Below are 19,514 nucleotides of genomic sequence, written 5' to 3'. Positions count from 1 at the left end.
ACAGGGCGGGGCTTTGCGCCGCCCCGCCCGAGGGGTGTCAGGCGGCGGCTTCGCCCAGGTAGGCTTCCTTCACCTTCGGATGGCCCTTGATCTTCTCGGGCGTGTCCTCGACCAGCGGCGTGCCCTGCGCCAGCACCGTGATCCGGTCGGCGAGGGAGAACACCACGTGCATGTCGTGCTCGATGATTGCGATGGTGATGTCGCGCTCTTCCTTGATCTGCCGGAGCAGGTCGATGGTGTTGTTGGTGTCGGCGCGCGCCATCCCGGCGGTGGGTTCGTCCAGCAGCAGCAGTTTCGGCCGCTGGATCAGGCACATCGCCATCTCGAGCCGGCGCTTGTCGCCGCGCGACATGGAGGCGGAGTGCATGTGGCGCTTGTCCAGCATGTTGACCTCGTCGAGCATCTGCTCGGCCTGCGCGGTCAGGTCCCTTTCGCTCGCCACCGACTCTATGGCGTGCAGCCGGTAGGAGCCGTCGCGGCGGGCGAACAGCGGGATCATCATGTTCTCCATCACCGTCAGGTCTCCGAAGATCTCCGGGGTCTGGAACACGCGGCTGATGCCCATCTGGTTGATCTCGTGCGGGGAGCGCCCCAGCACGGACTGGCCGTCGAACATCACCGACCCGGTGTCGGGGATCAGCTTGCCGACGAGGCAGTTCAGGAGCGTCGACTTGCCCGCGCCGTTCGGCCCGATGATCGCGTGGCAGGTGTTCTCTGCCACGCTGAGGTTGACGTCGCTCAGCGCCTTCAGACCGCCGAAGCGCTTGCCCACGTCCTTGACTTCAAGAATGCCCATGGTCCGCTCTCCTTATTCGGCAGGCTTGGTTTCGGTGGCCTTGGTGGCCGCCTTCTTGCGTCCGAACAGGCGTCCGATACGCTGTCCGCCCTCGACCAGCCCGCCGGGCAGGAAGATCACGACGAGCATGAAGATCACGCCCAGCGTCAGGTGCCAGCCCGCGCCCACGAAGTGCTCCAGCACCCACACGGTGGCGTTTTCCAGCGGCTCGGGCAGGAAGTCGAACCAGCCGTGCAGCGTGGCCTCGTTGATCTTCGAGAAGATGTTCTCGAAGTACTTGATCATGCCGGCGCCCAGAACCGGGCCGATCAGCGTGCCCGCACCGCCGAGGATGGTCATCAGCACCACCTCGCCGGAGGCGGTCCACTGCATCCGCTCGGCCCCGGCCAGCGGGTCCATCGCCGCGAGCAGACCGCCTGCGAGACCGGCGTACATGCCGGAGATGACGAAGGCCGCCAGCGTGTAGGGCTTCGGGTTCAGGCCGGTGTAGTTCATCCGCGTCTGGTTGGACTTGATCGCCCGCAGCATCATGCCGAAGGGCGAGCGGAAGATGCGGATCGACAGGTAGAAGGCGACCAGCAGGATCACCGCACAGACGTAGTAGCCCGCCGAGAAGGTGAAGGACCATGGACCCACAGCCATGTCGTAGGCGGCGCGCATCTCCAGCCCGAAGAGGTTGGTGACCGGGATGGACCCGTCGGCCGTCGCCGACACGCCGAGGATGCGGGGATCGTCCAGCGTCACCTGCAGGCCCGTCTCGCCGTTGGTGATGGGCGTCAGCACCGAGTAGGCCAGCGCAAAGGACATCTGCGCGAAGGCCAGCGTCAGGATCGAGAAGTAGATCCCCGACCTCCGCAGCGACACGAAGCCGATGACCAGCGCGAAGAGTCCCGCGATGATGACCGACAGGATGATCGCCGGAAGGATGTTCATGCTGAGCAGCTTGAACATCCAGACCGCCGAATAGGACCCCACGCCGAGGAAGGCGGCGTGCCCGAAGGACAGGTAGCCGGTCAGGCCGAACAGGATGTTGAAGCCGATGGCGAAGATCCCGAAGATCACGAACCTCTGCATCAGGTCCGGGTAGCCCGCATTGAACTGCGCCATGGCACTGTTGGCGGGGAAGGGGTTCAGGATAAAGGGGGCGCACATCGTCAGAATGGCGACGATGATCAGCAGGGTGCCGTCTTTTTTGTCTAGTCCGAACATAGGTTTACTCCATCACGCCTTTGCGTCCCATCAGACCGCGCGGACGGGTCAGCAGGATGATGATGGCGACCAGGTAGATGATGATCTGGTTGATGCCGGGGATCGTGGTGGTGGCCCAGGTCGTCGAGGCAAAGCTCTCGAGGATGCCCAGCAGGAACCCGGCGGCCACGGCGCCCGGAAGCGAGCCCATGCCGCCGACCACGACCACGACGAACGACAGCACGAGGAAGTCCATCCCCATGTGATAGTTCGGCGCGTTGATCGGCCCGTACATCACGCCCGCGAGGCCCGCCACCGCGGCGGCCATGCCGAACATCAGGGTGAACCGCTTGTCGATGTCGATGCCCAGAAGGCCCACGGTCTCGCGGTCGGCCATGCCGGCGCGGACGACCATCCCGAAGGTGGTGAACTGCAGGAAGGCAAAGACGCCGCCGATGATCAGAACGGCGAAGCAGAAGTAGACGATCCGCCAGATCGGGTAGACCACCCCGGGCAGTAGCTGCGCGACACCGGCCAGCGCCTCGGGGGCGGGGGTCTGGATCGGGTTGGCGCCGTAGTAGTGCTTGATCAGCTCCTGCAGCACGATGGCCAGGCCGAAGGTCACGAGGATCTGGTCGGCATGCGGACGCTTGTAGAAGTGCTTGATCAGCCCGCGCTCCATCACGTAGCCGATGATCAGCATGACCGGGATGGCCAGCAGGATCGCCAGCGGAACCGACCAGTCGATCAGCGCGCCGCCCACGTCCGGGCCGAACCAGGCCTCCAGGTAGGGCGTCTTGACCTTCATAGGGTTGCCGAGGAAGTCGGTCTTGCCGGGATCGACCGTCTCGAACGACAGGCCGAACAGCCGCTGCATGGTGACGGCGCAGAAGGCGCCGATCATGAACAGCGCACCGTGCGCGAAGTTCACCACGCCGAGCGTGCCGAAGATCAGCGTCAGGCCGAGCGCGATAAGCGCATAGGCCGAGCCCTTGTCGAGCCCGTTTAGAATTTGAAGCAGGATTGCGTCCATGGACCCCACCTTTGCATTGAGTGTGGAGAAGCCTCCGACGCGCGGTCAGAGGGCGAAAAGAGAAAGCGACAAAGTCAGAGTGCCGGTGCAGCCGGGAAGGGGCCGCGATGCTGTCGGGGGCGTGTCGCCACGCCCCCTTTCGCACTCGTTACGCGCCCGGGTTGCACGAACCCAGCTGGCCGCCGGCGAACATCGGGTGGTCCGGCGGGTAGGTGACCTGTGCGGCCGGGGTGACTTCGACCACTTCCAGGAGGTCGAACTCGGAGGTCGGGTTCTCCTTGCCCTTCACGACCAGCACGTCCTTGAAGCACTGGTGGTCGTCGGCACGGTAGAGGGTCGGGCCGTTGCCCATGCCGTCGAACTCGAAGCCTTCCAGCGCGGCTGCGACGTCACAGGGGTTGAACGAACCGGCGCGCTGAACGGCATCCGCATAAAGCAGCGTCTGCACGTAACAGGTGTGCGCGGCCTGCGACGGCGGGAAGCCGTACTTGGTGCCGAAGGACTTCACGAAGGCTTTCGACCCCTCGTCCTGCAGCGACCAGTGCCAGTTGGTGGAGCCGACGATGCCCTTGATGTTCTCGCCCGCACCGCGTGCCATCAGGCGCGAGAAGAGCGGCACGACGATCTCGAAGTTCTTGCCGTTCACTTCCTTGTTGCGCAGGCCGAACTGCACGGCGTTGGTCAGCGAGTTGACCATGTTCCCGCCGTAGTGGTTCAGCACCAGTACGTCGGCGCCCGAGTTCAGGACCGGCGCGATGTAGGAGGAGAAGTCGGTGGCCGCCAGCGGCGTCAGCACGTTCTCGACGGTTTCCCAGCCCATCGCCTCGGTCGCCGCGGCGATCGATTCCTGCTGCGTCCAGCCCCAGGTGTAGTCGGCGGTCAGGTGGTAGGCCTTGCGGTCCTCGCCGTAGAGATTCTTCAGCACTGGCGCCAGCGCGGCGGCCGACATGTAGGCGTTGAAGAAGTGACGGAAACCGTTGGCTTTCTTGTCCTTGCCGGTGGTGTCGTTGGAGTGGGTCAGGCCCGCCATGAAGATGACGCCCGCCTCTTGGCAGAGACCCTGCACCGCGACCGCCACGCCCGACGACGAACCGCCGGTGATCATGATGGCGCCGTCCTTTTCGATCATCGACTTGGCCGATGCGCGGGCGGCGTCCGATTTCGTCTGGGTGTCGCCGGTCACGTATTCGACCTTCTTGCCCAGGATGCCGGTGCCTTCCAGCGCCTTGGACGAGAAGGTGTTGATCATGCCGCCGTCGCCGCCACCGTTCAGGTGCTCGACGGCCAGTTCGTAGGCGCGCAGTTCGTCCGCGCCCTCGTCGGCATAGGGGCCGGTCTGCGGAACGTTGAAACCAAGGGTGACGGTGTCGCCGGTCGGCTCGTTGGTGAACGCGGAGGCCGAGGACGCGGTGAAGATCGTCGGAAGCGCAAGACCGGCGCCGCCGATGGCACCGGACCGGAGCACGCCACGGCGAGTCAGATCGGTTTTGGACATTAATTCCTCCCATTTTTTTGAAATGCGTCGCCTGCGCTCCTCAACGCGGCGGCGCGCACCATTGTGCAAAGGTACTATGGGGTGACAGCGGAAAATCGCGCAACAACTCCCTTTTCCCTAAGGCTTTTTTTGTCAATTATTGAAAAGTGGACCGTGATATACTGTAAACTCGTTTATGTCGCGGCGCAGAAAGTGCTTGATTACGCAAGGGAACGGCCATGCCAAGGGACACGCTCACAGGATCGCGGATTCGCGAAAAGCGGATCGCGCAGGGCATGAGACAATCAGAGCTTGCAAAGATTGCCGGGATTTCTGCCTCCTACCTCAACCTGATCGAGCACAATCGCCGAAGAATCGGCGGGAAGTTGCTGCTCGAAATCGCCGACGCGCTGTCGGTTGAACCGACGCATCTGACCGAAGGGGCAGGGGCTGCGCTGATCGCCGGCCTGCGGGAGGCCGCCTCCGACCTGCCCGACGCCGGTGCGGAGCTTGACCGGACCGACGAATTCGCCGGACGCTTTCCCGGCTGGGCCGACCTGCTCGTCGCGACGCGAGCCCGGGTGCAGCAGCTCGAACGCTCCGTCGAGGTGCTGACCGACCGCATGACCCACGACCCGCAGCTTGCCGCCTCCCTGCACGAGATGCTCTCGACCGTGACAGCGATCCGCTCCGCCGCCTCGATCCTCGCCGAACCGGGCGACATCGACCAGGAATGGCAGGCCCGCTTTCACCGCAACATCTACGAGGACTCGGGCCGCCTTGCCGAAACCTCGCGCGGCCTCGTCACCTATCTGGAGGCCGACAACGCGCAGGCGACCGAGACCGGCACCCCGCAGGAGGAGCTGGACACCGCGCTGGAGGCCGCGGGGCATCACGTTCCCGAACTCGAAAGCGACGCCGACACCGCCGCCGCCCTCGCGCGGCTGGGCAAGCGCATGTCCGGAACGGCACGTGCGCTGCTGCGCCCCTGGCTCGAACGCTACGCAGAGGACGCCCGCGCCCTGCCCATCGACGTGCTGCGCCCCGCGATCGACCGCCACGGCCCCGACCCGGTGGCCCTCGCGCGCGATCTTCATGCCGAACCCGCCCGCATCATGCGCCGCCTCGCCGCCATGCCCGAGGAGATCCTGCCCGATCCCGTGGGGCTGGCGATCTGCGACGGCTCGGGCGTGCTGTCGTACCGCAAGCCGCTGCCCGATTTCCCGATGCCGCGCTTCGGGGCGGCCTGTCCGCTCTGGCCGCTCTACAAGGCACTGAACCGGCCGCATGTCGTGCTGACCGCCCCGCTCGTGCAGATGGGCCGCGCCAACGCGGTGATCTGGGCCGATGCGCAGGCCACGCTGACCGGGGGCCTCGCCGTCAATGCCGATCCGCTTTACGAGTCGCACATGATGGTGCGTCTCGCCCCGCCTGACCGCGACCACGCCGCCCCGGAAGAGGTCGGCGCCTCCTGCCGCATCTGTTCGCGCAGCGCCTGCCCGGGCCGGAGGGAGCCGTCGATCCTCTCCTCCCGTTGAAACGAACGCATGGCTGACCTGCTCTCTGCGCAATTTTCTTTCTTGCGGGGCAAAGGCGTTTTGACACCCGGTTTGTAAAAGTCATACAATCGTCTCACTTGCGGGGGGAGGACCCAGTCCCTGGGGCCGGCAAGGTAAGGGGTGAGGCATGAACGGACAGGTTCTTCTGATCGAAGACGAACCGAACATCATCGAGGCGATCAAGTTCATTCTGGCGCGTGAGGGGTGGCAGGTGTTTTCCCACTCGAATGGCGAGACGGCGGTGCAGACCGTGCGCGACCGTGCGCCCGACGTGGTGATACTCGATGCGATGTTGCCCGGCCGGTCGGGATACGAGATCCTGCGCGAACTGCGCGAGGACGCGGCCTTCGCGTCGCTGCCGATCCTGATGCTCACCGCCCGCGGCCAGACCAAGGACCGCGAGATGGCCGAACGCGCGGGCGCCAGCCGGTTCATGACCAAGCCGTTCTCGAACGCCGAGGTGCTCGACGCGGTGCGGTCGCTCTCGGGGACATGACCACCGGACGCGGGCCGGAGGAGGGACCGCCCGAGGGGCGGCAGCGCTCCGCGTCCGAGACATGGCCTCCGACGTCGCTCGACAGTCCCGAATACCGTTACACCGCGCCGATGCCCCGGCGGATGCCCCAGTTCGTCGAGCGCCAGACCTTCCGCCGCCGCCGCATGGTCGATGCCGCCTGCGGGCTGCCCTTCCTCGGCCTCGTGCTGTGGTGGCTGCCGCTCCTGTGGCGCGGCACGGATGAGCCGGTCCCCACCTCGCAGGCGCTGATCTACATCTTCTCGGTGTGGGTGGCGCTGCCCGCGGCCACCGGCCTTTTGATCCTCGCCATCAGGCGCAACAGCGCCCCGGACCGCCCGGAGGCGCGCCGGTGAATACGCTCAACGCGCTCGCGGCCATCTCGCTGGCCTACGTGGCGCTGCTGTTCAGCGTGGCCTTCTTTGCCGAACGGTCGGCGGCGCGGGGGCGGGGGGCGTGGCTGCGCTCTCCGGTCGTCTACACGCTGTCGCTCTCGATCTACTGCACCGGCTGGACCTTCTACGGCGCGGTCGGATCGGCGGCGCGCACCGGGCTCGAGTACCTGACGATCTACCTCGGCCCCAGCCTCGTGATGATCGGCTGGTGGTGGATCCTGCGCAAGCTGGTGCGCATCGCCCGCTCGCAGCGTATCACCTCCATCGCCGACCTGATCTCTTCGCGCTACGGCAAGTCCAACCTGCTTGGTGTGGGCGTCACCATCCTCGCCGTCGTCGGCACGACCCCCTACATCGCGCTGCAGCTTCAGTCCGTCACCCTCTCGGTGGAGGTCTTCACCCGGCTCGATGCCGGCAGCGACGGTCGGGCGGACACCACCGCCTTCTGGGTGGCCGTGGGGCTCGCGGTCTTCACCGTCATCTTCGGCACCCGAAATCTCGACTCGAACGAACGCCACCACGGCGTCGTCATGGCCATCGCGGTCGAGGCGGTGGTCAAGCTGACCGCGCTCCTCGCCGTCGGCAGCTTCGTGGTCTGGGGCATGGCGGGCGGCGTGTCCGAGACGCTCGCCCGCATCGACGCCTCCGACCTCGGACAGTGGGAGGTCGACGGCGGACGCTGGGCCGGGCTGATGCTGCTGTCGGCGGCGGCCTTCCTCTGCCTGCCGCGCATGTTTCAGGTGCTGGTGGTCGAAAACGACAACGACGCGCAGCTGCGCACCGCCGCATGGGCCTTCCCGCTCTACATGATGCTCATGAGCTTCTTCGTCATGCCCATCGCGGTGATCGGCATGACGCACCTGCCCGCGGGCGCCAACCCCGACCTCTTCGTGCTGACCCTGCCGCTGAGCCAGGGCCAGAACGGGCTGGCGCTGCTGACCTTTCTTGGCGGCTTCTCCTCGGCGACCTCCATGGTGATCGTCGCGGCCATCGCCCTGTCGACCATGGTGTCGAACCACATCGTCATGCCGATCTGGCTGGAGCTCCGGCGCGGCACCGCCTCCGTCTCGGGCGACGTGCGCAACGTTGTCCTGCTGTCCCGGCGCCTGTCCATCGGCGGCGTGCTGCTGCTGGGCTACCTCTACTACGCGCTGTCGGGCGGCGGCGCGGCGCTGGCGACCATCGGCCTCGTCAGCTTTACCGGCGTCGCGCAGGTGCTGCCCGCCATGCTGGGCGGCATCTTCTGGCGGGGCGCGACCCGCAGCGGCGCACTGGCCGGGCTGACCTTCGGCTTCGCCACATGGCTCTACACCCTCTACCTGCCGTCGCTGGGCGCCGGGACGCTCGTCCCCGAGGCATGGTTCGCACAAGGGCCGCTTGGCATCGGCTGGCTGCGGCCCGAGGCGCTTTTCGGCATCACCGGCATGGACCCGCTGCTGCATGCGGTCTTCTGGTCGCTGACGCTCAACACCGTGGCCTTCTTCGTGGTCTCGGTCTTCTCCTTTCCCTCGCCGCTCGAACGGCTGCAGGGTGCGCAGTTTGTCAACATCCAGCAGGCGCAGGGCGGCGCCCGCAGCTGGCTGCACGGCACTGCGCAGACCGAGGACCTGATGATCATGGCGCAGCGCATACTCGGCGCGCAGGACGCCCGCGACCTCTTCCGGCGCGAGGCCGAACGGCAGGGGTCCGAAGGCCAGCTCCCGGCGCCCACGCCGGAGTTCCTGCAACGGCTCGAACGCACGCTGTCCGGGTCCGTGGGGGCGGCGACGGCGCACGCCATGGTGGGGCAGATCGTCGGCGGCATGGCCGTCTCGGTCGAGGACCTGATGGCCGTGGCCGACGAGACCGCGCAGATGATGGAGTATTCCGCCCGGCTCGAAACCCAGTCGCGCGAGCTGTCGCGCACCGCAGCCGAATTGCGCGCCGCCAACGACAAGCTGACCCGTCTTTCGGTGCAGAAGGATGCCTTTCTCAGCCAGATCAGCCACGAGCTTCGCACGCCCATGACCTCGATCCGCGCGTTCTCCGAGATCCTGCGCGATGCCGAGGGCCTGAGCCGCGCCGATCAGAACCGTTATGCCTCGATCATCTACGAGGAGGCGATCCGCCTGACGCGCCTGCTGGACGACCTGCTCGACCTCTCGGTGCTGGAGAACGGGCAGGTCAGCCTGAACGTGACCGGCGGGCGGCTGTCGGACGTCATCGACCGTGCGGTGGCCGCAGCCCTTGCCGACGACGGCGCAAGGCTGAAGGTCATCCGGCACGCACCGGACGAACAGGTCTGGCTGAACACCGACCTCGAACGGCTGAGCCAGGTGTTCATCAACCTTGTCGCAAATGCCCGAAAGTACTGCGACGCCGAAGCCCCGGAACTCCGCATCCGGGTACACGGATCGGGCGACCGGCTGCACGTCGATTTCATCGACAACGGCTCCGGCGTGGCGCCCGAGGCGCGCGACGTGATCTTCGAAAAATTCGCCCGGGTCAGCGACCAGAAGGCCGGCGGCGCCGGGCTGGGCCTTGCGATCTGCCGCCAGATCGTCGCGCGGCTCGGGGGCGAGATCACTTACCTGCAGGACCACAGCGGCGCGGCCTTCCGCGTCGATCTGCCGATGTCCCGCCAGATGGCCGCGCAATAGCCGCAGCACCCGCGGCGATTTCTTTCTGCACTTGCCAAAAAACACTTCGTTAAAGCGGTTGGTAACCAAATCCGCAGATAAGGAGGGGCGGAGGCAGTTGATGACGGACGCAACCTTATATGGCTGACGGGGCACGAGACGACGTATTGGGCCAGAAGGCGCAAGCGGCACAGCGTGCGTTCGAGGCACGCGGCATGTCGCCTGCAAAGGCGCTCAGGCGCGCCCTGTCGCGCACCGCCGACGTCATGTGGGATCTCGCGCTCGTCACCCAGTCGGTCACCGTCGAATCGCTGGACCAGGACGGCGTGATCGCAGGGCTGTCCCCCAAGGACCTGCTCGTGCTGCTCGACGGGCCGGACGGGGCGATCGGCCTTGCCTCCGTCGACCGGCAGGTGCTGACCGGCGTGGTGGAGGTGCAGACCATCCTTCAGGTCACGCAGATGCCGGTGGACGAGGACCGCATCCTGACCCAGACCGACGCCGCCATGATCGCCCCGCTGATCGACGGCACGCTGCACAGCATGGCGGGCGCGCTGACCGACAGCCCCATCGGCGAGATGCTTCAGGGCTTCCGCTTCGGCGTCATGCTGGAGGACGCCCGCTCCGCCGGCCTGCTGCTCGACGCGGCGGGCTACCGTGCGTTCCGGGCGCAGGTCGACCTTGCGCTCGGACGCCGGAAGGGGAGCCTCAGCCTCATCCTGCCCGAACGCAAGCCGAACCCCCGGAGCTCCGCGCAGGACGGGGCCGATGCGCCGGGCCCCCATGCCGCGATCCTCGACCGCGTCCCGGCCCGGCTGGACGCGGTCCTCTCGCGGATCACGCTGCCCCTGTCGCGCGCGCAGGCGCTGAAACCAGGTGACGTGCTGAAGCTGTCGAAGGACGCGCTCGACCGGGTGGAGATCCTTGCCGGGCGCGGTCACATGGTGGCCAAGGGGCGCATGGGCCAGCTGAACGGTGCCCGCGCGGTGCGGCTGACATGGCCTGTGCTGGGACCCGCCGCACTTGCCGCACCGGCAGGCGCCGCCGCCGACACGGGCGCGGATTTCGGCGGCGATTTCGGGGGCGGCCAGCTCTCGCTGCCCGGGGCAGGGGACGGAGCTTCGGATCTTCCCGACTTTCCCGCGATGGGCGACGGCATGTCGGAGGATCTGCCCGACCTCCCGCCGATGGATTTCGGCGACGGCAACGACTTCGACTTCGAAAGCGTCATGTCCGAAGGCGGAGAAGGGGAGGAGGAGGATTTCGGCGGTTTCGCCACCGCCCCGATGGAGATCGACTTCAACGAGTGATCTCGGGGCCGTCAGGCGACCAAATGAAACCGCCGCCCGGAAACGCCCGGACGGCAGGTCGTGTCTACTTTTCGGCCAGCGCGTTCAGCGTCGGGCGCAGGCCGGAGATGTCGTAGCCCGCCCGCGCCGCTGTCTCCAGCACGGCATCGGTGCCCATGCTCTCGACGTTGGCGAGCGCCCAGATCACCGTGCAGCGGGTGCCGGAGGCGCAGTAGGCCAGGACCGGACCGTTGGCGCTGGCCACAAGATCGGCCTGCGCCAGGATGTTCTCGGCGTTCATGGTCTGGTGGGTCAGGGGCAGGGCCTCGAACCGGAGGCCCGCCGCTTCCATCGCCTCACGCATGGCGTCGGTCTGAAACTCCGGCGGCACCTCTGCGTCGGGCCGGTTGTCCAGCACCATGACGTAGCCGGCGTCGCGGATGGCCGCCGCATCCTCGGGGGAGATCTGCGGCGACACGTGGTAGTTGTCGGTGAGAATGCGCGGTGTCATGACGCAGCATTATTCCGCCGGAACGGGCTTGTCCAGCCGCGCCCGCAGCACCGGCGCAAGGACCATGCCGGTCAGCATCGCCGCGACAAAGACGTACAGACCCGCCCCGCCATAGCTCAGCGACGCGATGGACGGCCCCGGGCAAAGCCCGGCGAGGCCCCAGCCGACCCCGAACAGCAGGGAGCCGAGGATCAGCTTGCTGTCGATCTCCTTCGACGGCGGCGGCGGAAGCGGCGCGCCGGTCAGGGCGGTGGTGCGGCGGTTGCGCACGATCCAGGCCAGCGCCATGGGGATCATCGCGCCGCCCATGACGAAGGCGAGCGTGGGGTCCCATGCGCCGAAGACGTCCAGCCAACCCTGCACCTTCGCGGTGTCGGTCATGCCGGAGATGAACAGGCCCGCGCCGAACAGGCTGCCTGCGATGAGGGCGATCAGGTGTCGGAGCATGTCAGATCACTCCAAGAAAGTGGCGGAAGACGATCACGCCGACACCGCCGGCGAGGATGTAGCAGGCCGTGGCGACGAAGCCGCGGATGGACAGGCGGGACATGCCGCAGACCCCGTGACCGGAGGTACAGCCGTTGGCGATCCGCGTGCCGACACCGACCAGCAGGCCGGCAATCGCCAGCACGAGGAAATTGTCGGTGATGTGCGTGTCCACCTCGCGGTAGAACGGCATCAGCAGCATCGGGGTCACGGCGACCCCGGCCAGGAACAGGATGCGTTCCCAGGCGGTCGAGCGGCCCGAGCCATCGACGAGTCCGCCGATGATCCCGCTGGCTCCCATGATCTTGCCGTTTCCAAGGAGGTAGACGGCGCCTCCGGTGCCGATCAGCAATCCGCCGATCAGGCCCCAAATCCAGTCGATGGGCATGTGTGCGTTTCCTTGACGTGCGTAGGGGGCGCCCCGGTTCGCATCGGGGCGTGATACAAAGTGGTCTGTCGTCCCCGCCCGGCGCATGCGCACGGACGGGGAAGGCGGTGGCTCAGCCGGTCAGAGCTTGTTGACCGGCACCTTGAGAAAGACGTCGCCCTTCTCGTCGGCCGGGGGCATCTGGCCCGCGCGCATGTTCACCTGCAGCGACGGGATGATCAGCTTCGGCATGGCCAGCGTGGCGTCGCGGCTGTCGCGCATGGACACGAAGTCCTCCTTCGACTTGCCGCCGCCGACGTGGACGTTCAGCGCCTTCTGCTCGCCCACCGTGGTCTCCCACGCGTAGTCGTCGCGGCCGGGCGCCTTGTAGTCGTGGCCCACGAAGATGCGGGTCTCGTCCGGCAGGGCGAGGATCTTCTGGACCGAGTCGTACAGCGTCTCGGACGAACCGCCCGGGAAGTCGCAGCGCGCGGTGCCGAAGTCCGGCATGAACAGCGTGTCGCCGACAAACGCCGCGTCGCCGATGACATAGGTCAGGCAGGCGGGCGTGTGGCCCGGCGTGTGCAGCACGTCGCCGCGCAACTGGCCGATGTGGAAGCTGTCGCCCTCCACGAAGAGCTTGTCGAACTGCGAGCCGTCGCGCTGGAACTCCGTGCCTTCGTTGAACACCTTGCCGAAGGTGTCCTGGACCACGGTGATCCGGTCGCCGATGCCGATCTTGCCGCCCAGCTGCTGCTGGATGTAGGGCGCGGCAGAGAGGTGGTCGGCGTGCACGTGGCTTTCCAGCAGCCACTGGCAGTCATAGCCCTTCTCTTTCACGAAGGCGATGATCGCGTCGGCGGACCGGGTGTCGGTGCGGCCGGAGGAATAGTCGAAGTCCAGCACGCTGTCGATCACGGCGCAGGCTTTGCCGTTCGGATCGCGAACGACATAGGAAATCGTATTGGTGGCCTCGTCGAAAAAGGCGGTCACTTCGGGTTTCATGGGTACATCTCCTGAGGACTTCCCTGGCGTCTGGAAGAACATATACGTAAAAACGAATGTGTTTCAAGTCCCATCTGCCTGTTGATTTGTATCAAGGCGGGCACGGTCCGCGCGGGGCAGTCTTCCATCGCGGGCGAGGAGGCCCTTGACCATGTCTCATCACGATAAAAGAACACGTCTTGTCAACCGTTTGCGCGAACTGGGCGTGCGCCTCGAAGGGATCGAGGACGCGCTCGAGACGGAGCACTCCAGGGACTGGGACGACCAGGCGATCGAGCGTGAGGGCGAAGAGGTGCTTGAGCGACTCGGCGCCAGCGGTCAATCTGAGATTGCACGAATCCAGGCCGCGCTCGGGCGGATGTCCCGCGGCGAATACGGCCTGTGCGTGAAATGCGGCGAAGAGATCGACCCGGCCCGCCTTGATGCGGTCCCGGAGACACCCCTCTGCGCCGCGTGCGCCGCGGGGTGAGGCGGCGTTTCCCGGTGATCCGGGTGGGAGAGGAGAGGAGGACGACCATGACCGAGGCACTCAAGGCCAGGATCGAAGCTCTGCGCGACGAGATCGACAACACCGAGGGCACCGCCCGTGCGGAGGCGCTCGACCATCTGGAGCAGGCGGTCCGCCAGCTCGAGGGCAGGGGCGCCCGCGCGCCGGTCTGGGCGCGCGACCGCGTCGAGGCGCATCGCGACGAAGACCTCGAAGACCAGTTCGACAACATGCCGATCTGACCCGGGCGGCCGGACGCGGGATCCGCGCTTCCGGCCCGGCACCGCGTTCGTATCGCCTCCGGAACGCCCGAGGGCCGTGTCCGAAAGGACTCGCTTGCCGTGTTTCCGCGCGCCCGGGAGGCATGTCCGGGGCACAAGGACGTTGCCTTGATTCGCCTGATCGCGTCTAATCCCCGCAAAAGAGCGCGAAATGCGCGATAAACGGGCAGATCCGGGCGTTTGGGGCCCGGGCGGGAAAACGGGCAGATGGCAGACGGTATCCATTATTCGGTCGAGGACGGCATTGCCTTGCTCAGTGTCGACAACCCGCCGGTCAACGCGCTGTCGCGGGCGGCCCGGGTCGGGCTGGCGGCGGGACTGGACCGGGCAGAGGCGGACCCGGCGATCCGCGGCATCGTTCTGGCGGGCACCGGCAACACCTTTCCCGCGGGCGCCGATCTGGCGGAATACGAAACCGGCATGGCAAAGCCCTTCCTGCGTGACCTCTGCAACCGGGTGGAGGCCTGCGCCAAGCCCGTCGTGGCGGCGCTGCACGGCACGGTCTACGGCGGCGGCTTCGAACTGGCGCTGGCGGCGCACTACCGGGTGGCCCGCGCCGGAACCCGTGTCAGCCTGCCCGAGGTGCGCATGGGCCTCACGCCCTCTGCCGGTGCGACGCAGCGCCTGCCGCGCCTCGCAGGGGCGGAGCTGGCGCTGGAACTGGCGCTGGCCGGGGGCACCATGCCGCTGGACCGCGGGCCGGGGCGGCAGCTTGTCGACGACCTCGTGGACGACAACCTGCTGGGCACCGCGGCCAACCTTGCCCGTGCGCTGGCCGATGACGGAACGCCGCCGCGCCGCACCCGCGACCTGCGCGACGGCATGGCGGACCACGCGGCCTTCACCACGGCGATCAGGGCCCGGCGCGACACGCTCTCTGCTGCGCCCGACAGTGCCGCGGCCCGGGTCATCGACCTGATCGAGGCCTCGGCGCTTCTGCCTTTCGACGCAGGCGTGGCGATGGAGGAGGACGCCTTCGCGGCCTGTCTCGCCTCCGACGCCGCCCGTGCACTGCGCCACGCCTTTACCGCCGAACACCTCGCGCGGCGCTTCAACCTGCCGAAGGGCACGCCCGCGGGCGAGGTCAACCGCATCGCCGTGCTGGGGCCGGGGCCGCTGGCCATGCAGATCGCGGTCTCGGCACTGAACGCCGGGATCGGCGTGAACTGGGGCGCGCGCGAGCCGGAGAAGCTGACCGAGGGCGTGGCGCAACTGCGCGACGTCTTCTCGGCCGGGGTGAAGGGCGGCGGGCTCAGCCCTTCGCAATCCGCCGCGCGCCTCGACCTGCTGCACTGGGGCGAAAGCGCCGAGATGATCCCCGGCACGGATATCGTCCTGCATGCGGCGCGCGGGCAGGGCGACGTGGCCGCGCCCGAAGGCACGGTGCGTGCCGTGGCGATGTCGGGCCGGGTCGACCGGCTGGGCCTGCGATTTGCCCCGCCGGTCTTTGCCACACGGCTGGTTGAGGTGGTGCAGGGACCGGAAGGCACGCCCGCCGAGGTGGCGCTGGGCCTCGCGCTGGCCGAACGGATGAACAAGGTCGCGGTGCACGTGCGCTCTCAGGGCGCCAGCATCGCGGGACGTCTCGCGGCGGCAATGCACCGCGCGGCGGATGCGCTGGTGGACCTCGGCGCCGACCCATACGACCTCGACGCGGCGGTGGAGGGCTGGGGCTGGGGCCGCCCGCCGTTCCGCACCCGCGACATGAGCGGGCTCGAGGACCTGGCCCGCGCACCCCGCGCCGAAGGGGCGGAGAACTGGTCGGCCCTGATGATCGAGGTCGGGCGGCGCGGCTGGATCTCCGGCAAGGGGTTCTACGACTGGGCCGATGGCGGCGCGGAACGCGCGACCTCTGTCAGGCGGCTGCTGAACGGTCAGCGCACGGCGCGGGCCTGGGCGGCGGACGACTTGGTGGAGCTGCTGGTCGGCGCCATGGCGAACGAGGGCGCGCGGATGCTGGCGGAGGGCATGGTGCGCCGCCCCTCCGACATCGACGCGGTCGCGATCCTCGCGCTGGACTTCCCGCGCCTGCGCGGCGGGCCGATGATGGCTGTCGGTCTCTGGGGGATGCTGCGCATCATGAAGCGGCTGGAGCGGCTGGACCATCCAGACCGCGACTTCTGGACGCCGGAACCCGCCTGGGGCGAACACGTGAAATACGGGCGGACGTTTCTCAGCCGCTAGGCTGGCGCTTGTCCCGCCTTGGGACGGGCGGGCCACCGACCGCCGCGCAGGTGACGGGCCGGGGGCCGCGCCCTCAGCTCAACTCACTTCAGGAAGATGCCCGTGATGACCATCATCAGCCCGATGGTCGACAGCATCAGCGCGCCCATGTTCAGCGGCACCACCTTGCGCACCAGCGCGCGCAGCTCTTCGTCGGGCAGGCCCCTGCGGCGGGCGGACCAGACCTTGACGATGCACCAGACGAGACCGGCAAGCCCTGCGAGGGATACCAGCGCGCCGCTCCAGATCAGCCAGGCCATGTCGTCCTCCTCAAGGGTTGCGGATGGGAATTGCGGATGTTGCGTGACCGCCCGCCGCCTAAAGGACGAAGGCCCGTTAGGCAAGACGTTTCGGCAGGGCGGCGCGACTGGCGCGGCATGGGTCTTGATGGGCGCGCGGTGCGGCTGTATCGGGAGGGCTCATCCCATGGAGGCAAGACATGCAGGACACCCCGACCGACAGCTACGGCGTGGCCGCCGGAGAGCTCAAGGCATTCATCGAGCGCGTGGAGCGGCTGGAAGAAGAGAAGAAGGACATCTCCGAGCAGATCAAGGAAGTGATGGCAGAGGCCAAGGGCCGCGGCTACGACACCAAGATCCTGCGCAAGGTGATCTCGCTCCGCAAGCGCGACGCCGACGACATCGCCGAGGAAGAGGCGGTCCTCGAGATGTACAAGGCCGCGCTGGGCATGGCCTGAGCCCCTTGGGGCCAAGGCCCGTGCGCGGTGGCGCGCGGGTCCGCTCCGCCCGCGGTCGGGGCGCGTTCCGGCCCGCCTTTGCGATACGCCCAAATATGAGGCAAAACGCCGGGAATTCCGCAAAACGCCTTCCAAGCCGTTGATTGCGCATCCGCCGCACTCTAGCGTTGTTCCCAAGCTGTACTCATACGGCACACCGGAAAACGGGGCACAGGGGGTTGAATGGGCGAGAAGCCGGTCTTTGACGAGATGACGGGCACGGGTGACGAGGTCCGTGGTCCTTACCAGGCGTTCAACAGCTGGTTCGAGGGGGAGGATCCGAAGGACCTCCGCGCGAAACAGCGCGAGGCGGAAGAGCTTTTCCGCCTGACGGGCATCACCTTCAACGTCTACGGGCGCGCCGAGGCCGAGGAACGGCTCATCCCCTTCGACATCATCCCGCGCATCATCTCGGGCCACGAATGGCAGCGGCTGAGCAAGGGGATCGAGCAGCGCGTGCGCGCGCTCAACGCCTTCCTGCACGACATCTACCACGGGCAGGAGATCGTGAAGGCGGGCCGCATTCCCGAACGCATGATCTCGCGCAATGAGGCGTTCGAGCCGCAGATGATCGGCATCACGCCGCCGGGGAAGGTCTACACCCATATCGTCGGCATCGACCTGGTGCGCACCGGCCCCGACCAGTTCTACGTGCTGGAGGACAACGGCCGCACGCCTTCGGGCGTCAGCTACATGCTGGAAAACCGCGAGACCATGCTCCAGATGTTCCCGGAGCTCTTCGCCCACAACCGCGTGCAGCCGGTGCAGACCTACCCGATGGACCTGCTGCAGTCGCTGTCGGAATGCGCGCCGGAAGGGGCAGGCGAAAAGCCCACCGTCGCGGTGATGACGCCGGGCATCTACAACTCCGCCTATTTCGAACACGCCTTCCTCGCCGACCAGATGTCGGTCGAGCTGGTGGAGGGCAACGACCTGCGCGTCGTGGACGGGCGGCTCGCCATGCGCACCACCCGCGGCTACAAGCCCATCGACGTGGTCTACCGCCGGATCGACGATGCCTTCCTCGACCCGCTGAACTTCAACCCCGAAAGCGCGCTGGGCGTGCCGGGGATCATGGATGTCTACCGTGCGGGCAGGCTCACCATCGCCAACGCGCCGGGCACCGGCATCTGCGACGACAAGGCGATCTACAGCTACATGCCCGAGATCGTCGAGTTCTACACCGGCGAGAAGGCGCTCCTTGAAAACGTGCCGACCTGGCGCTGCGCCGATCCCGACAGCCTCGCCTACGTGCTCGACAACCTGAAGGACCTCGTCGTCAAGGAGGTGCACGGCTCCGGCGGCTACGGCATGCTGATCGGCCCGACCGCGACCAAGAAGGACCTGGCAGAGTTCCGCAGGAAGCTGCAGGCAAGGCCCGCCAACTACATCGCGCAGCCCACGCTGTCGCTGTCGACGGTGCCGATCTTCACCCGCGCAGGGCTGGCCCCGCGGCACGTCGACCTGCGCCCCTTTGTGCTGGTCAGCCCGAAAGGCATCAAGATCACGCCCGGCGGCCTGACCCGCGTGGCGCTCAAGAAAGGCTCCCTCGTGGTGAACTCCTCGCAGGGCGGCGGAACGAAGGACACCTGGGTGCTGCAAGACTGATGCTGGGAAAAACCGCAAACGGCCTGTTCTGGATGTACCGCTCGCTGGAGCGCGCGGAAAACATCGGGCGCCTGATCGAGACGGGCCAGCGCATCGCGCTCACCCGCCTCGGCTCCACCGAGGAAGAATGGAAGTCGGTCCTGCAGACCTCCGGCTCCTACGAACTCTTCATGCAAAGCCACGACGAGGTCACGAAGGAAGCGACCATAGACTGGCTCCTGCGGTCGAAGGACAACCCGTCCTCGGTCATGTCCTCCATCGCCTCGGCGCGGCAGAACGCCCGCATGGTGCGCACCGCGCTGACCACCGAGGTCTGGGAAGCCACCAACGCCGCCTACATGGCCGCTAAGGAAGGGCTGGCCCGCCGCGTCAACGAACGCGACCTGCCGGGGGTGCTGCGGCTGATCCGCCAGCGGACCTCCATGGTGCGCGGCGCCACCCACGGCACCATGCTGCGCAACGACATCTACGACTTCTCGCGGCTGGGCACCTTCATCGAACGGGCCGACAACACCGCGCGCATCGTCGACGTGAAATACTACGTGCTTTTGCCCGCTGTGGTCTCTGTCGGGTCCTCCATGGACAACGTGCAGTGGGAAATCCTGCTGCGCTCCGTCTCCGCCCGTGGCGGGTTCCGCATGGCCTACGGCGCCTCGCGCGACTCCCGCGACATCGCGCAGTTCCTGATCCTCGACCGCCGGATGCCCCGCAGCCTCGCGTTCTGCATCTCGACCATGCGGTCGAACATGGAATTCCTCACGTCGGAATACGGGCAGGTGACAACCTCTTGCGACATGCTCCGCGCCATGGAAGAGAAGTACCTCAGGCTCGACATCGACGCGGTCTTCGAATTCGGCCTGCACGAGTACCTTCAGGAAATCCAGTCGGTGATCGCGCGCGTCGGGCGCCAGATCGAGATCGACTACCGGTTCTACGAGTGAGAT

At 67.1% G+C, this 19,514-nt stretch carries 20 protein-coding genes; 11 read left to right on the top strand and 9 right to left on the bottom strand.

Annotation, left to right across the window (positions count from 1 at the left end; translation table 11 throughout):
- Positions 1 to 37 precede the first annotated feature (37 nt).
- The 4 genes from CDO87_RS03730 to CDO87_RS03715 all read right to left on the bottom strand — a co-directional run bounded on the left by CDO87_RS03730 (position 38) and on the right by CDO87_RS03715 (position 4,512).
- Positions 38 to 796 carry an ABC transporter ATP-binding protein gene (locus CDO87_RS03730; protein WP_100927521.1) on the bottom strand — a complete coding sequence of 253 codons (759 nt, stop codon included), beginning with the start codon at positions 794 to 796 and terminating at the stop codon, positions 38 to 40.
- A 12-nt stretch (positions 797 to 808) separates the two neighbouring features.
- Complete coding sequence (locus tag CDO87_RS03725; protein ID WP_100927520.1) at positions 809 to 2,005, bottom strand: branched-chain amino acid ABC transporter permease; 1,197 nt, start codon at positions 2,003 to 2,005, stop codon at positions 809 to 811.
- A gap of 4 nt (positions 2,006 to 2,009) precedes the next feature.
- Positions 2,010 to 3,017 carry a branched-chain amino acid ABC transporter permease gene (locus tag CDO87_RS03720; RefSeq protein WP_100927519.1) on the bottom strand — a complete coding sequence of 336 codons (1,008 nt, stop codon included), beginning with the start codon at positions 3,015 to 3,017 and terminating at the stop codon, positions 2,010 to 2,012.
- Between the two features lie 148 nt (positions 3,018 to 3,165).
- Positions 3,166 to 4,512 (bottom strand): substrate-binding protein, encoded by a 1,347-nt coding sequence (locus CDO87_RS03715; protein ID WP_100927518.1) that lies wholly within the window; start codon positions 4,510 to 4,512, stop codon positions 3,166 to 3,168.
- A gap of 218 nt (positions 4,513 to 4,730) precedes the next feature.
- Here CDO87_RS03715 and CDO87_RS03710 point away from each other — a divergent pair, with 218 nt between their 5' ends.
- The 5 genes from CDO87_RS03710 (at position 4,731) to CDO87_RS03690 (ending at position 10,887) form a co-directional block, all read left to right on the top strand.
- A complete protein-coding gene (locus CDO87_RS03710) occupies positions 4,731 to 6,029 on the top strand; it encodes a helix-turn-helix domain-containing protein (protein WP_100927517.1) in 1,299 nt (432 codons plus the stop codon).
- A gap of 148 nt (positions 6,030 to 6,177) precedes the next feature.
- Positions 6,178 to 6,546: a response regulator transcription factor gene (locus tag CDO87_RS03705; protein WP_100927516.1), complete on the top strand. Its 369-nt coding sequence runs from the start codon at positions 6,178 to 6,180 to the stop codon at positions 6,544 to 6,546.
- Entirely contained in the window at positions 6,543 to 6,920 is a 378-nt protein-coding gene (locus CDO87_RS03700) for a hypothetical protein (RefSeq protein ID WP_254698321.1), read from the top strand. Before CDO87_RS03705 ends, CDO87_RS03700 begins: the two co-directional genes overlap by 4 nt.
- Positions 6,917 to 9,598 carry a sensor histidine kinase gene (locus CDO87_RS03695; RefSeq protein ID WP_100927515.1) on the top strand — a complete coding sequence of 894 codons (2,682 nt, stop codon included), beginning with the start codon at positions 6,917 to 6,919 and terminating at the stop codon, positions 9,596 to 9,598. Before CDO87_RS03700 ends, CDO87_RS03695 begins: the two co-directional genes overlap by 4 nt.
- A 119-nt stretch (positions 9,599 to 9,717) precedes the next feature.
- Complete coding sequence (locus CDO87_RS03690; RefSeq protein WP_100927514.1) at positions 9,718 to 10,887, top strand: FliM/FliN family flagellar motor switch protein; 1,170 nt, start codon at positions 9,718 to 9,720, stop codon at positions 10,885 to 10,887.
- 64 nt (positions 10,888 to 10,951) lie between these two features.
- On the opposite strand, the gene CDO87_RS03685 is transcribed toward CDO87_RS03690, so the two are convergent.
- The 4 genes from CDO87_RS03685 to CDO87_RS03670 all read right to left on the bottom strand — a co-directional run bounded on the left by CDO87_RS03685 (position 10,952) and on the right by CDO87_RS03670 (position 13,235).
- Positions 10,952 to 11,377, bottom strand: coding sequence for a TIGR01244 family sulfur transferase (locus CDO87_RS03685; protein ID WP_100927513.1), 426 nt, complete (start codon positions 11,375 to 11,377; stop codon positions 10,952 to 10,954).
- 9 nt (positions 11,378 to 11,386) lie between these two features.
- Positions 11,387 to 11,824 (bottom strand): DUF6691 family protein, encoded by a 438-nt coding sequence (locus CDO87_RS03680; RefSeq protein ID WP_100927512.1) that lies wholly within the window; start codon positions 11,822 to 11,824, stop codon positions 11,387 to 11,389.
- A 1-nt stretch (position 11,825) separates the two neighbouring features.
- Positions 11,826 to 12,251 carry a YeeE/YedE family protein gene (locus CDO87_RS03675; protein WP_100927511.1) on the bottom strand — a complete coding sequence of 142 codons (426 nt, stop codon included), beginning with the start codon at positions 12,249 to 12,251 and terminating at the stop codon, positions 11,826 to 11,828.
- Positions 12,252 to 12,371: 120 nt separating this feature from the next.
- Complete coding sequence (locus tag CDO87_RS03670) at positions 12,372 to 13,235, bottom strand: MBL fold metallo-hydrolase (protein WP_100927510.1); 864 nt, start codon at positions 13,233 to 13,235, stop codon at positions 12,372 to 12,374.
- Positions 13,236 to 13,386: 151 nt separating this feature from the next.
- Between CDO87_RS03670 and CDO87_RS03665 the strand changes: the two genes are divergently transcribed.
- The 3 genes from CDO87_RS03665 (at position 13,387) to CDO87_RS03655 (ending at position 16,187) form a co-directional block, all read left to right on the top strand.
- Positions 13,387 to 13,704, top strand: a complete 318-nt coding sequence (locus CDO87_RS03665) for a TraR/DksA C4-type zinc finger protein (protein ID WP_100927509.1) — start codon at positions 13,387 to 13,389, stop codon at positions 13,702 to 13,704.
- A gap of 47 nt (positions 13,705 to 13,751) precedes the next feature.
- Positions 13,752 to 13,964 carry a hypothetical protein gene (locus CDO87_RS03660; protein WP_100927508.1) on the top strand — a complete coding sequence of 71 codons (213 nt, stop codon included), beginning with the start codon at positions 13,752 to 13,754 and terminating at the stop codon, positions 13,962 to 13,964.
- A 246-nt stretch (positions 13,965 to 14,210) separates the two neighbouring features.
- The gene (locus CDO87_RS03655; protein WP_100927507.1) at positions 14,211 to 16,187 is read left to right on the top strand and encodes an enoyl-CoA hydratase-related protein; all 1,977 of its coding nucleotides are present in this window, start codon (positions 14,211 to 14,213) and stop codon (positions 16,185 to 16,187) included.
- Positions 16,188 to 16,270: 83 nt separating this feature from the next.
- Here CDO87_RS03655 and CDO87_RS03650 read toward each other — a convergent pair whose 3' ends face one another.
- Entirely contained in the window at positions 16,271 to 16,486 is a 216-nt protein-coding gene (locus tag CDO87_RS03650) for a hypothetical protein (protein WP_100927506.1), read from the bottom strand.
- 179 nt (positions 16,487 to 16,665) lie between these two features.
- On the opposite strand from CDO87_RS03650, the gene CDO87_RS03645 reads away from it, so the two are divergent.
- From CDO87_RS03645 to CDO87_RS03635, 3 genes are all read left to right on the top strand, one after another.
- Complete coding sequence (locus CDO87_RS03645; protein ID WP_100927505.1) at positions 16,666 to 16,923, top strand: DUF2312 domain-containing protein; 258 nt, start codon at positions 16,666 to 16,668, stop codon at positions 16,921 to 16,923.
- A gap of 222 nt (positions 16,924 to 17,145) precedes the next feature.
- A complete protein-coding gene (locus CDO87_RS03640; protein WP_100927504.1) occupies positions 17,146 to 18,570 on the top strand; it encodes a circularly permuted type 2 ATP-grasp protein in 1,425 nt (474 codons plus the stop codon).
- The gene (locus CDO87_RS03635) at positions 18,570 to 19,511 is read left to right on the top strand and encodes an alpha-E domain-containing protein (RefSeq protein WP_100927503.1); all 942 of its coding nucleotides are present in this window, start codon (positions 18,570 to 18,572) and stop codon (positions 19,509 to 19,511) included. The genes CDO87_RS03640 and CDO87_RS03635 overlap by 1 nt, the downstream gene beginning before the upstream one ends.
- The last annotated feature ends 3 nt before the right edge of the window (positions 19,512 to 19,514 follow it).

It is taken from the genome of Sagittula sp. P11 (assembly GCF_002814095.1).
In the GTDB taxonomy this organism is placed as follows: Bacteria; Pseudomonadota; Alphaproteobacteria; order Rhodobacterales; family Rhodobacteraceae; genus Sagittula.
The sequence above is the reverse complement of the archived record's forward strand: the minus strand, read 5'-3'. Positions and strand labels throughout refer to the sequence as shown.